This is a genomic window from Rhodoferax sp. GW821-FHT09E07, from assembly GCF_059416145.1.
Map to the genome: position 1 here is coordinate 99,729 of NZ_JBWKOP010000006.1, position 13,243 is coordinate 112,971.

The 13,243-nt window shown below is 54.4% G+C and carries 13 protein-coding genes; 7 read left to right on the forward strand and 6 right to left on the reverse strand.

Features of this window, described 5'->3' with window-relative positions; all coding sequences use genetic code 11:
• The first annotated feature begins 110 nt into the window (after positions 1-110).
• Complete coding sequence (locus AC07OE_RS13050; protein ID WP_495070999.1) at positions 111-809, forward strand: hypothetical protein; 699 nt, start codon at positions 111-113, stop codon at positions 807-809.
• 61 nt (positions 810-870) lie between these two features.
• Entirely contained in the window at positions 871-1,095 is a 225-nt protein-coding gene (locus AC07OE_RS13055) for a DUF6597 domain-containing transcriptional factor (protein ID WP_495071000.1), read from the forward strand.
• 43 nt (positions 1,096-1,138) lie between these two features.
• Here the strand turns inward: AC07OE_RS13055 and AC07OE_RS13060 are convergent, their stop codons facing one another.
• The 3 genes from AC07OE_RS13060 to AC07OE_RS13070 form a co-directional block, all read right to left on the reverse strand.
• A complete protein-coding gene (locus AC07OE_RS13060; RefSeq protein ID WP_495071001.1) occupies positions 1,139-1,900 on the reverse strand; it encodes a S1/P1 nuclease in 762 nt (253 codons plus the stop codon).
• 261 nt (positions 1,901-2,161) lie between these two features.
• The gene (locus AC07OE_RS13065; RefSeq protein WP_495071002.1) at positions 2,162-4,276 is read right to left on the reverse strand and encodes a hypothetical protein; all 2,115 of its coding nucleotides are present in this window, start codon (positions 4,274-4,276) and stop codon (positions 2,162-2,164) included.
• A gap of 804 nt (positions 4,277-5,080) precedes the next feature.
• Positions 5,081-5,971 (reverse strand): NmrA family NAD(P)-binding protein, encoded by an 891-nt coding sequence (locus AC07OE_RS13070; RefSeq protein ID WP_495071003.1) that lies wholly within the window; start codon positions 5,969-5,971, stop codon positions 5,081-5,083.
• 140 nt (positions 5,972-6,111) lie between these two features.
• Between AC07OE_RS13070 and AC07OE_RS13075 the strand changes: the two genes are divergently transcribed.
• Complete coding sequence (locus AC07OE_RS13075) at positions 6,112-6,537, forward strand: winged helix-turn-helix transcriptional regulator (protein WP_495071004.1); 426 nt, start codon at positions 6,112-6,114, stop codon at positions 6,535-6,537.
• Positions 6,538-6,900: 363 nt separating this feature from the next.
• A complete protein-coding gene (locus AC07OE_RS13080) occupies positions 6,901-7,197 on the forward strand; it encodes a hypothetical protein (RefSeq protein ID WP_495071005.1) in 297 nt (98 codons plus the stop codon).
• 158 nt (positions 7,198-7,355) lie between these two features.
• On the opposite strand, the gene istB is transcribed toward AC07OE_RS13080, so the two are convergent.
• From istB to AC07OE_RS13095, 3 genes are all read right to left on the reverse strand, one after another.
• Positions 7,356-8,102, reverse strand: coding sequence for an IS21-like element helper ATPase IstB (gene istB / locus AC07OE_RS13085; protein WP_495071006.1), 747 nt, complete (start codon positions 8,100-8,102; stop codon positions 7,356-7,358).
• A gap of 17 nt (positions 8,103-8,119) precedes the next feature.
• Complete coding sequence (gene istA / locus AC07OE_RS13090) at positions 8,120-9,634, reverse strand: IS21 family transposase (RefSeq protein WP_495071007.1); 1,515 nt, start codon at positions 9,632-9,634, stop codon at positions 8,120-8,122.
• A gap of 266 nt (positions 9,635-9,900) precedes the next feature.
• The gene (locus AC07OE_RS13095; protein WP_495071008.1) at positions 9,901-10,182 is read right to left on the reverse strand and encodes a helix-turn-helix domain-containing protein; all 282 of its coding nucleotides are present in this window, start codon (positions 10,180-10,182) and stop codon (positions 9,901-9,903) included.
• Between AC07OE_RS13095 and AC07OE_RS13100 the strand changes: the two genes are divergently transcribed.
• From AC07OE_RS13100 to AC07OE_RS13110, 3 genes are all read left to right on the forward strand, one after another.
• Positions 10,181-10,936, forward strand: coding sequence for a helix-turn-helix domain-containing protein (locus AC07OE_RS13100; protein ID WP_495071009.1), 756 nt, complete (start codon positions 10,181-10,183; stop codon positions 10,934-10,936). The two genes, AC07OE_RS13095 and AC07OE_RS13100, sit on opposite strands and share 2 nt — an antisense overlap.
• Before the next feature lie 52 nt (positions 10,937-10,988).
• Positions 10,989-11,573, forward strand: coding sequence for a hypothetical protein (locus tag AC07OE_RS13105; protein ID WP_495071010.1), 585 nt, complete (start codon positions 10,989-10,991; stop codon positions 11,571-11,573).
• Between the two features lie 842 nt (positions 11,574-12,415).
• Entirely contained in the window at positions 12,416-13,243 is an 828-nt protein-coding gene (locus AC07OE_RS13110) for a hypothetical protein (RefSeq protein WP_495071011.1), read from the forward strand.

Here is a 13,243-nt window from a genome sequence, read left to right on the forward strand (position 1 = left end):
ACCAGTGCCGGATTGGTGAAGATCAATTCATGGTGGAGAAGACACGACGAATTTCATCCCTCAGGCCCTTACCATGGCTGCTTTCATCGCAGAACACAAGGAAGTCCACTATGGGTGAGGCCAAACGTCGCAAACTTGCAGGGCTGTCACTGGTCCTGGGTGATATCCGCAAGTTGAATGGGGAAAAACGCCAAACATATATTGAAGTCGCAAGGGAGCGTGCCAAGGAAATTGCGGCCAAGACGCCAGAAGGCGAGAAGTTGTACGCTGCGTTTGAGCCCATGCTGCGTTTTGTCGTGGACCGCAGATACCTTGGTGGCTGTCACGATACGTCAGCGGTACTCTACATGCGGTTGCGCCAAGCAGGCTTGCGCGAGACAGATGTGGCACTGTGCATCGGAGAGGTGAAAGTAGAAGACGAAAGCCTTGACCATTCTTGGGTGGAGGTTTACGGCCAGGTGCTCGATGTCGCTATTTGCGCGCCCAATATGGGCGGTGGTTTCGTAGGCGGCCCGGTGTTTGCCGGTGTGGACTTGGGCACCAACACCCCAAGCCAAGCCATATTTGGATTTGATTCCCGCACTCCGCTGGGAAACAATGCCGCAGCTGTCTACGGCATGAGCCTGTTCCAGTATCTGAATTTTCAGCAGACACAGGGCTTAGTGTCTATGGCCAAACTCGCGCACGTGGTTTACGGAGTGGATGGCCAGGAGCTGCTGGCCAAGTATGGCGACGTGAAGCGTGAGTGGCGCAATCCGAGGCTCAATCCCAAAGAGGGGGCCATGCATCACCCTGCCTCACGCGGTTAACAGGTGCATCCACCTATTGCCTCGCGTCTCCTTATCCTCCTCCTGCACCTTTTGGCCAGCTATGTATGACCCTATTCCAGATGGTGTGGAGAAAACCGCACGCTCTGTCCGCTATGCGGTGGACAAGCCCCCTGCGCATTTGTCCGCCCTGGTGCATTGTTACTGGGAGCTCAAAACGGAGGCACCTCTTGCAGAGGATTTTTGTCTCCACGCCATGCCCGACGCCTGTGTGAACATTTTGTTCAACCAGGCAGACAACTTGTTTGGCCTGAGCTCCATGAAGTAACTTTTATCAATGCGGTTCAACCTCGATCAGATATCCATCGCGGCTACTTCAGCTCATTGAGGACCTGCGCCAACCGGGAACCTGCCAGCGCCAGCTGGTAGGTCATCACGGGCACATAGCTATCCACATAGGCCGGCGTTACCAGCCGGTCAGGGTAAAAGTCAGGACGAGACACAATGCGGCAGGACTCCATGGCCGTGGCGGCCGCAGAAAACGCAGACTTCGGCCCCGGTAATGGACGTGTCAAAAGGTTTTTAACAATCGCCTCGTTCTCCTGCTGCAAGGCCTTGATCAGCCCGGTATCCCACACCGCATGCAGGTTGCTCCCGCGCATGAAAGCCTGAAGCTGGTAGCTATTCCCACCGCGGTCATCACCAAAGCCCGCGTGCAAGGGCTGGTGGATATCGGCGATGAAGTGCACCACGTACTTCAAGGCGGTCAAGCGCTTCTCGTCATCACCAGGCGTGCGCAAAATCTCCAGCTGTCGTTCAATGGCCGCCACCACGCATTTACCGTCAGGACAGTCACGCTCTGGCTGGTAGTTGCAATCCCCTCTCGGGAAGTTCACGTAGTGCCAGGGTGCTGTCGCCGGATTGCGGTGTTCGTCGGCCCAGGTGGAGATGCTCGGCAAGGTTGCACCGGGCTCCAGCGCCAGCAACCGATTCACCTCTTTGCGCGCTGCGGGGCTGAGCTGGGCCTCAGCCAGCATGGCAATGATCTGGTGACCATCGGCACCCCAGGCCAAAGCCGCAGGGACATGGGCCACCAGACAGAGGCTCAGGAGGATTTTCTTGAAGCGTGGCATGCGCACTCCACTGATGAACCAAGGTACCACGCCATCATGGCAGACCGATACTCGTCTACGACCACTCTGGAAGAGCGCTGGCGAGGAGTTCGCCGTGACGTTCGCGCATGAGTATCCACTCTACGGCCACCCCATGGATGGCTCACCCGCTACAAGGCGAGCAGAACCTGCTATTGCAGGGATGAGCCAATCGGATTTTCTGGAAGTGCTCATCTCACAGGGCTACAAGCAAGCAACACCCAGTGCTACACCGGAGCCCATTTAGGTTGCCTTTTGGCAATCCAGTGGAGCCAAGTTACTTTGGATGACATTGTTCAAATAGATATCAGATTCAGGCGAATTTTTCTTTATGTGGCCTGAATACGCTCTGGATTGAAGGTTGGCCTTCCACGATGAATCATCAGCAGTGAAAAACAGTTCCCCAGCAATGCGGCCAGGTTTCCCATCGATCAGCGTTGGATGGCCTTTGAACTCATTGTTCTTGGCAACGTCTTCCCCGATCACTATGTCCCCAAGTTCATTGATCACCCAAATGTATTTCTTCGCTTTTTCAAGAAAACCAAAGTTGGTCAATGCGCTTCCAGAGCGGATGGTGTAGACATCGGTTCTGTGCGCAATATTCTGAGAGTCATCCGTCTCACCAGGCTTCATCTCTCGCCGCGGCAGTCCGAGCGGACCATACATGGTGTTTAGGGTAGCGCTGTTTCCCAGCTCGCTGAAGAACTTGATGACACATCCAATGTAAGTTTTGCTCTCCGAGGAGCCACCATAGTTTTGCCAGACACGCTCTCTGATTTGAGACTCAACGTAATGCCATATCCGCTGCGCCTCTTCACTGTAGGAAATGTACCCAACCATAAGCCTGCCCTGCGGGATCTCCGTCGCGTCAAAGAGAACATCGGTGAGCAACTTGTTTCCATCCTCGCACCGCTGATGGATCCTGCATCTCCAAATATGCTTGGGTAGATTCTGCAAAAGCAACGATGTTTTGTTCACCAGCCCATTGAATGACCAAAAAACTGACTGATCACGCAGCTCTTCCTTGACCTTGGTACTTGTGACCAGGGAGACATCCCAAACCCCGTACAGCATGGAGCGCAATGATTCATGTATGACCTCATTTTTTTCCCGCAAGGGATCAGCTTCAACTTTCAGAAGCTCGTACACATCTTCGGTGGCCCATTGCAAGTAACCTTGTAGTGCCGCCGAGATCGCACTGATGTGGTCATACGGGATACGAACTTTATGGCTCAAACCAATGATCAGAACATCGGGGATGAAGTAATTGTCGTGAACATCGTCAACCTGCAAGACCAGACCTGACTTCTTTTTGTCGTTGCATTCGAATTCCTCCAAGACAGATTTCACCTTGATGAACGGCCCGAAGCGGTCATCATGAATGTAGATCTTGTCGATGGCATCGCTCAAGAGATGGCGATCTCCTGCGTTCGTGGATTCATCCATGTTGTAGCCGACCACACAGACAAGGTGCTTGCCCAATTGTCTATTTCCATCTGTGGTCTTCTCATACACATCGCCGCCAAGTATTAACGGCGTTTCATTGCTTATGTAGGCGTAAATCCGCTCTTTAAGATCACCGATGAAGTTGTCTGGAGAGAGATACACCACGGTCGGCGCCAACCCATAATGGGCCAAACTCTTTGCCACTTGCGGTGGTGTCAGTCCTGCTGTTGGAAATACCTTGGCCGCTTCATTGAGCAAATGGGTCGCTGATTTCGTAATGGCGCTGGGCGAAGGGAGATTGGAGACATGCGTGTCTTTGGTCGCACTCAATGCCGTCCATAGTGCGCTGGTGGCACATGCCGACACAACCTTATCTTGTTCGATGAATGGAATTGTGTCGATGGTCAGACTAATCCCGAACAAGGACACGGAAACTTGTTTCCTCAAGACCCGTCTACCAACCTTGGAGGTATGTGCTCCAAATGGGCGCAAACAGAGTTTCGCGAAAAAAGTGTGAGGTATGGGCCTGATTACAGCAAAGCCAAGATAACTTTGCTGTAGTTTGGTATTGAATTCGCTGTCGCTGTTGGCGAGCGCCTCTTTGAAGTCGTGCTCATCGAATGTTTCACTGAAAAAATGCAGCCGCGAACACTTCCGCGGATGGGAGGGAAAGCATCTCGCGTAGTACTCCGCATAGTCCTCCAGAAAGTGCCTGTCGATGTACTCGTCTTCCGCGACGATCGTTTTGCATTCGATGGACTTGCTCTGGAGATAGCGGTTCAAGTAGATCAGTTGCGTCTTTTGCGAGACCTCATTGCGCTCGCTCCATCCCGTTTTGTGTCGAACGAAATTGATGATGTAGTCTTCTTTGTATTCGACGACGCTCAATGGCGTTAAATTGCTCAGCGGCATAGTCCTCCCTTTTTATTCTGTTCAAAAAAAAACCGCCACAGATGGCGGTTTTTTCAATCTACCTCTCTACCCAGCAAGCCCAAGGCTTGGGTTAGAGACCGTACGTGTAATTCAGGCGGTCGCTATTGTCGAATTGTCTTGCCTTCGCGCGACTCAGAACTCCGTCAAGAGCGGGATGGGAGCGCACTTTGTCATCAGCTTGCACTTTGGCCAGCTGGCTTCTGATCGAGGCCTCATTTCTGGATTCCAAAGCCAACTTCACCAAGACATCTAAGCGTTCACGCTCATTCATATGCGGCTCCACCAAGTCAAATGCCGGTCACAAGGACCGTTTACCCACGAATGCTCCCATTCGTGGCACTCCCGAGCACTTTTTTGTGCCCTTAATTATTAGGACTGAACCTCTTCGATTCACCAACAGGCAAATTTGCGAAAAGCCCACGATTATACGAAGGGCCGTTTACGCGGGCAAGCTGCTCATGCGTACAGCCACAAGCTCCATGCCCACTCCTATTTATATAGCATCAGTTGCCATCCTTGCAAGGACCTTAGGGGTATTCCTCTACGAAGCTCCCCACTTACTCCAAAGCACAAAAGCACAGACCGTGCCTCGAAGAGTCATGTGTAAACACGGCCTCTCAAGGCCAGAAATACGGAACCCATAGCCTATTTCATGGGCTCCACAGCGTTAGCCAGCACTAACATTGCAGTCCGTCAACCCAGTCTTACAACAGCGCCCCGTTTTGGGGCAAGGGCTGGAACGGGCGGATTCCCCCCACGGGTCAGACTGAAGATCCATTCGGACTACTGTGACATCGCCTGCAATCTTGCCTTCTGGCTGGCCAGAAAGTCCTTCAGAGAGGTAGGGGTACGCCCCGTCAGCTCCTCAACGCTGGGGGTCACGGTACTGTGAAACCCACGTGCAGTGGCAAGGTCAAAACCCACGGATGCGCCCACGATCGCTGGCGGCAAGCCAGCACTGGCCATGCCATCGTGCAAAGCAGCTGGGGTGACGTTCACATGTTTGACCAATTTCCCGGTCAGCTGCGTCACCATCGCGGCAAGCTCCTCCGCGGTCACCGCCGCTGGACCTGTGATCTCGTGAATCCTGCGAGAGGTGTCGTCCGACGCCAGGGCCGCTGCATCAGCACGGGCGCAATCTGCACGTGTCACCCAGTGACGCCCCCGGTTGGCCGTCGCAGTGGCCAACACTCCGCTGGTTACAGCTTGGGGAAGCGACCACAAGAGATTGTCTGCATAGAGTCCATGCCGCATGAAGGTCCAGCTCATCGAGCTGGCCGCAATTGCCTGCTCAGTCCAGAAGTGGTCGTCTTCGATCGGACTGGTCTCGCTTGGCTGGGGTGCAGGCAATGAGGTGTAGACGATGTGCTGCACGCCAGCGCGTTCGGCCGCAGCAATCGCCGCCCGATGCTGTGCCAGTCGCTGACCTGGCTGGTAGATCGAGTCGGTGCTGATCAGCAGCAGGCGGTCGGCACCTGCGAATGCGGTGGTCAAAGTTTGCGGGTCATCAAAATTCGCTGCACGAACCTCCACACCTTGGGTCACCAGATCTCCCAGCTTGGATGGTTCGCGCGTGGTGGCAATGATGTGCCCCACTTGCATATCCAGCAGAGATTCGATGACTTGGCGGCCGAGCTGACCGGATGCACCGGTAACCAGTAGAGATTTTGACATTGATGAAGTCCTTTCGCGTTGGATTGAGAGACAGACGGGCATCCAGCAGAGCGGCCCCTTCACTGGCGGCAACAACCAGTACTCTTTTGTTACTTGGGATAGTATGAGAACCACTTTGAACTGCACAAGAAGGCACATCCATGTCACCTAGAAACACCGAGGTGCCTGACGAATGTCGGGTCGTGCGGGAAATCCTGGATCGCGTGGGGGACAAGTGGAGCCTCTACACCGTTGGAAGCCTCAAAGACGGCCCCAAACGATTCAATGAGCTCATGCGGCTGGTCAACGGCATCTCTCAACGCATGTTGACACTCACATTGCGTGGACTGGAACGTGATGGACTGGTCACGCGCAAGGCGTTTCCAACGATCCCCCCAAGAGTGGACTACGAGCTGACTGCGCTAGGCAGGTCACTGGTTGAGCCTGTGCACGCGCTTGCCGCATGGGCGGAGCGAAACAAGACGTCGATTCAAAGCGCGCGGCAGGCGTATGACACGAGCAACGAACAAGATTCAGCGGTAATGAAGGTGCGCGCAGGCGTGCGCGTGGGCCGAACCCATGTCTAAGTCACTCGATCAGAAAATTGCGGGCATCAGGCGCGTGGCGCCCCAAGAAGTACCTAAGGCCCGTCTGTGCGCGGAAGTGATACTGGCGGCCGGAGAAGACGAGATGCAACTGGCGTTGACCAAACTCAAGAAATCTCTGGGGAACAACTGGTCCACGGTGACGGCCATGCAATTCATGTCAGGCCGCAGAGGCGCCTTGGCTGCAGAATGTGCCCCTCCCTTGGAACGCCCACGCCTTCATTGGGCCCATTTGGTCTCCAAGAAGGTGTGTAGTGACCACGGCCTGGGCGGTGTCAGTCCACCCGACAATGCGGAGGTCGCCCATTTCTTCGCCCTGATCACCGCCGCACAAAGGTATGTCTCATGATTGCTGTAGTCCCAGTTCTTGATCTCTACATTTCCCGCCTGGATGCCGGTGTCTATGAAGTCCATATCGAAGGCCAGCCCATTGACTCCATGGTGCTCGGTTCGATTTCTGAGGCACTCGCGCACTTCGGTGACACGATTCCTCCAGACTTCAGCCAGTTCGTGAATGTCTACTACGGCGGCGTGAGCTCGGGGACTTTAGCTGTTGCAAAACTAAAACCCGAAGCCGAGTCGATTGCAGCTGCGCTGGTTTCCTTGAGTGCGGAAGTTGGGTATTCAATGGGAGCGTCTTAATGCGTATTCCAGTCCAATACAGCCAGTCATTCCAGTCCAAACCCGCCACCTGTTCTGATTCAAAAGCGCCACCTATTCCAATCCAAACCAGGCCACCCATTCCAGTAAAAACCCGCCACTCGGGCGGGTTGCGTTGAACTCTGCTTTTTAGCTTGGCATTAGGCAGCCGCACGCTTGCGTTTCTTGCGCATGGACTCCCCTTTGATTTCCAGTCGCTGAGAGCCGCTCACCATGCGATCCAAAATGGCGTCTGCGACCGTAGGATTTCCACCACTCAAATAGTCATGCCAACGATCCACAGGTAACTGGCTGGTGATCAGTGTCGCCAAAGCACCAGATCGTGACTCAATGGTTTCCAGCATATCGTTGCGCCCAATGGCATTGAGTGCGGCCAAGCCGAAGTCATCTAGGATCAGTAAATCGACCTTGGCCAACTGGTCCAAACGTTTCCTGAAACTTCCATCCCCATGGGAAACACCCAAATCTTCAATCAACAACGGCAGTCGCTGGAAACTTACAGTCATCCCCAGCCGGCAGGCCTGGGTGGCCAGCGCACAGGCCATCCAGGTCTTGCCGCTACCTGTGGGGCCCGTCACAATCAGGTTGTGCCCATGTTTGATCCAATTGCATAGCGAGAGAGATGCGATTTCGGCACGGTCCAAACCACGCTCTGCACGGTAGTCAATGTCCTCGACACATGCCGTCTCCCGCAACTTGGCGGCTTTCAACAACCGCTGCAGGCGGCGGTTATCCCGGTACGTGTGCTCCTGATCCACCAGAAGCCCGAATCGCTCTTCAAAGCTGAGCTTGCTGGACTGGGGGCTTTCGAGCTGATTCTCGAAACCATTGGCCATGCCAAAGAGTTTCATCTCATGGAGTTTGCTGAGGGTTGCTTGCGTCATCATGATGTTGGGTTCCTTGTTTAGTGGTAATACTTCGCGCCGCGTACGTTGGAGTGATCGAATGCAGCCTCCTGGTGCGTGGTATCCGGGTTGACCTGCTGGTCCAGTTTTGTGCGCAGGATGGAACGCACACTGCTCAGTGAACTGGCACCAATCTCCAAGGCCCTGCCACATGCGGCATTCAAACGCTCATTGCCGTACTCTGTTTGCATGCGTTTCATCGCAGTCGTCATCCGGTAGCCGTGCTCTTTGATCGTGCTGCCAGCCAGTTGTTTTGCCAGATAGGCGCGCACGTTCTCTCCAGCACCGGCAGCCCATGTCAGGGACTCCTCTGGACTCCATTGCCCAAAGTGTCGATCTGCCGGCTTCAGATACTGTGACTCGATGACGGGGGTTGCGCCTTCTTGTCGTTCATGGCTTGCAGCCCGCTGCCCTTGATGCAAAACCTCTACCGTCCCAGGCGTAATGCGCAAATCCACTACTTTCCCACTGAGCATGAACGGTGCGTTGTATGGGGTCCCATCCACGTCGAAGAGTCCATCCATCCCGATCCGCACACGGCGGAATTCGGTGTATTCGAAGGCATGGGCTGGCAAAGGCTGAAGCGCAGGCAGGTCGATGGCCTCAAAGTGGCTGCGCCTGCACCCCGCCAGCTTCTGAAACGGCCGGTTGTTGAGGTCCTGCAGTAGCGCAACAATCGCATCGTTGGCCTCCGAGAGGGAGGTAAATATGCGTTTGCGAAGTCGGAACAAGATCCAGCGCTCCACAATCAGCACCGCGTTTTCTACTTTGGCTTTGTCTTTCGGTTGGTGCGGCCGTGCAGGAAGGATGACCGTGCTGTAGTGAGAAGCGAAGTGTTGGTATGCAGAGTGGATTACCGGCTCGGTCCGACTGGCTTTGGTTACCGCCGATTTGAGGTTGTCACACACCACAATCTGGGGAGCACCGCCGAAAAATTCGAACATCCGGACGTGCGCTGCAATCCAGTTGGGGAGCTTCTGGCTCCAATGGGCCTCGGCATAGGTGTAGTTCGAGGCGCCCAATATTCCCACGAAGATCTGCGCGGTCCGTACTTCGCCCGTCTGCATGTTGTGAATGGCAATCGTAGGCCCGGCGTAATCCACAAACGCACGCTCACCAGCGATGTGCGGCTGACGCATATATCGTTTGAGCGTCTTTTGCCACTGGCGGTACTGATTGCAGTAGTGGCTGTAGCCCATCCCATCGGGGTGGGTCTGCAAATACTCCTGATGCAGTGTTTGCAGGGTTGCGCCCTTGGCCTTCATGTCCTGTTGGACTGTTTCCCAAGACGGCTCTGGCCGGCGCTGTTGTCGGCTCAGGTCAGCGGGAAACAACAAACGGTCCAGATAGGCATCGTCCAACTCAGGTGGAATTGGACTTGTGACTCCTGCAGCCATCGCGCGCGTGACGTAATCGGCGACAGCGTCCCGGCTGACGCCGAGGCTTTTGGCAATGGCGCGCTTGCTCAATCCCTGCTCAAGGGCAAGGCGCAAGACTTGCCTGATTTTGCGCATAGTGATTCTCCTGTTGACCATGGTGGCCAGCCACACGGGTGTGTGACTGGTGTTCTCCCTGTAGTACCCACGTGCAACATCCTCGCGTTGCGCGTACGGGTCTCGGATTGGGGGAAAGAGGGCTGTCAGGCCATCAAGCGTGCTTGACGGCTGACTGAGGGAATCGCATAATTCGCTTGAAGTTAGTTAGCGAACCACCAAAAAGGGTCCAGATGTTGCAGTCTGGGCCCTTTTGCTTTTCCGGCGTCCTCCACGTGAGTGGCTGGCTATCCAGACATAGGGCCCTCCTCATTTGCGATGGGCACCAATTGAACGTGCTTTGGGCGCTTGGACGTTGACGTTCGGGGTTTGAATACATACCGATCAGGCCAGATGTCCTGGACGGTCTGCCCCAAAAGCAACGCAATATGTTGCGCGATGGCATGGGCCGTGATGCGGCCGTGAATCACATTGCTGACAACCCCGCCCTGCACCCCCAGTTCTCGCGCAATGTCGGTTTGGGTTTTTCCCAAACGGCGCAGGCGGTAGTTGATTTCAATCGCATCCATGTTGATCGGTGAGGTGACAAATCATCCAACAAGGAGTAATCTATCTCTATTAAGAATTTATAAGTTCTCCAAAGACATAAATATAAACCTAATGAGAATTTCAGACAATCCTTCTCCCGACTCCCCAGACACAAAGCTGGGTGGTTTTGCGGATCGACTCGCCCAGGCAGTGGCCCACACGGGGCTGAATCAGAGCGAGTTCGCTCGCAAGATCGGGGTGTCGCCAGGATTCGTGAGTGAAATGGTGCGGGGTAACAAGAGGCCTGGCGCTGACTTTCTGTGCGCAGTAAGGTTGGAATTCGGCATTTCTGCCGATTGGCTGCTGACCGGTGATGGGACCATGGCGGGTGCCGGCAGTATCGATCTAGACCTGCTGCGATCGATCCGACTGTACGTAGCGTTGGCCCGTGCTGCTGTCATGGAAGAGAACACTACAGCAAAGCTTGTTGCAAATTTAATCCGGGATGGACGAATCAATGAGGTCCTGCAGGAAGCAGAAATTGCAACCTTTGTAGAGAAGATGACCGCACTTGTTCAAGACGAAGATCTCGCATTGGAGTTGTACAACGGGCATTTGGAGACGCAGGACCCGATCGAGCAGCAACGCAATTTGTTGGCTGCGGCTATTGCCCACTTCGAGTCCCGCAAACCCTTCAACAAAATGGCAGTTCTCTCCCGTGCCATGGGTGCGACTGTACAAATCAATATCGGCACTTCCCAGCGCAATGCGGGGCGCGACTATAAGAGTGATTGATTCACGCCCGCCTGAACACCCGAACAACGAAATTCAAAAAGCAGGAGATGTCATGGACACTGAAGAGCAGGCCCAAATTGTTCAAATCAATATTGCAGCCGAGCAGCGAAATGCTGCTGGTAACTATTTGGAGATCCATGCACAGAGCAATTTCAAATTTGCGATAGCAACCTGGCCAGCGAAAAAACTGGATGAGACTGCCATTGAAAACCCTGGATTTTTCAAAGCACGCTTTGGGTTTGAGACCTGTACGCTGATGCGCATCAAGGTCATTGCGTTCCAGCGGAAACATGATCTTCTGGACTCGGAAATCAAGCGCTTGAAGAGGAGTGGTTTCTTGAAGGCCGACCGGCAAGGTTTCCGAATCGACAAAGGCTACGTGATGCCGCTCCTGGGCTGGTTGCAGATTGCGATGTTGGTGACCATGGTTACCTTGATGTCGTTAACGATCGCGGTTTCTAAAGCGCCTGGTTGGGAACAAGCGATGGGCTTTGCATTGATTGGCCTCATTTCCGCGCCTACCCTCGTGTGGATAGCTAGGTCATGCATTCAGCCGAGAGGGCTACTCAAAGAATGTGGTGCTTTGGACAAAGTTGCAGATAAAACAGAGGCTCCAAGCAGAAACACTGTCACCTGAAAGCCCCCCACCATGACTGGTGGGCAAGCGACTACGGCTCAGCTGCCTGTGCTCACCCCAATTCACTACAAATTCACCCGAACGGGGGATACCGGAAAAATGTGAAGATGTGTAGAGTGCCCGTAGTTTCAGTGTCCCTTCAATTCAGAAGGAGATGGATTTGAGGGGATTGCGTGTCCGAGACAGTCGGCCCAAGTGGCCCAGAGATCAACGCAGCTAGCGTTTCTGCATCGTGGGGCCAAGTCGCGGACGCTGTTGCGGCGCCCGGCAAGACTGCCTTTTCGGCACTTTGCACCACCGCCCGTTTCCACCAAGTGGGTGCAGGATTCTGCGCTCTTCGACATAGGCAGCAAATGCCGAGAGCACCACGATGGTGATTGCCGTGCGAACCGGGGTTGCCATATCGGAGTCCACATCCTGGATATCAATTTTGGCGAAGATGATTCCGTGTGGTCTTGTCCCCAATATTGGGGATACCGCAATCCGGCCAAGCTCAGTAGGATTACTCACTATTCAGCAGGTAGAGGAATGTAGCCGTGTGCCGTGATTGTTGGTTTGTTAGTGGCCTTCGCTGATGTCACCCATTAAGAATGCCGGCCGAGCTACGCTAGCGCCAAGGTGTTTGCGACGCTTGGCGGCTCCTGCACGATATTCCGCAGAGACCTCGCCTCGATCAGCTCCGCTGCTGAGCATTCCCCATGCCGTTTCCGCTACGCCCTTAGATCTATTGCGCGTAACGCATCATCTGGACTAGTAGGCTGCCTGTGCATCTTCTATCGAACGTCGGTTCGATCTGACTTTCAGAGCACCCTCGCATCAAAAAAATTTAGAAGGACGATTTTATGAAAACGCCAACACTAACTCGAACCAGCAAGCTCACAGCCATCTTGGTGCTGGCTATTCTTGCCAGCGCCTGCCAAAACGGCCCACAGGTCTCCTCCACCGATCGCGACAAGGTGTCCACCATGTCCCAGGCGGGGAAGGCATATTACGAAGAAAAGTGTAAGACCGTAGCCGGTGAAAAAATCTACCGCACGGTGCCAGATGTGGAGGGCGTGCTACTGATGAAGGTGCGCCCGGATCGCAGCCAGACCCAGTTGGAAGACCCGATGTGGCCAGGGGCGGCGTTTGCCATCGAAGCCTATGCGGACAGCTACATCACTTCCTTCCTCGGCTATGAATATTCCAGTTCCCCAAAAGGCGAACCAGTTACACGGGAAGACCGTGGCTACATAAATACCGACAAGCGCCCTGGCGGGCTTCCAGGCTATCGCTACGTGGATGTGGTTGATGCCAAAGACGGACAAAGGTACCGGTACATCGGTCGAAGAGAAGAGCCGTGGCAATACGACAAGTCATATCTCAAGGGTTACATCAAATTCTTTTTGGATAAAACCCCGGCTACCGCACCTGCCCCCCGATACGGCGTGACCTTTGAGGACCACGTCATTCCAGAGGAGCGTGCCATCGGCGTGGCCAGTAGCACCGTCAAAGTGCTGGACCTAAAGACCAATGAAGTGCTCGGAGAGATGACCCGTTACGCCTATCGCCCGCGGGGCATACGCCTGACGGAATGGCTAACCGCGGACAAGTGCCCGGGGCATGCGGTAGGGGCAAGCGCGGCTACCCGCAAATTCGTAGACCAAGTTTTGATTCCAAAGGGAGAGTAA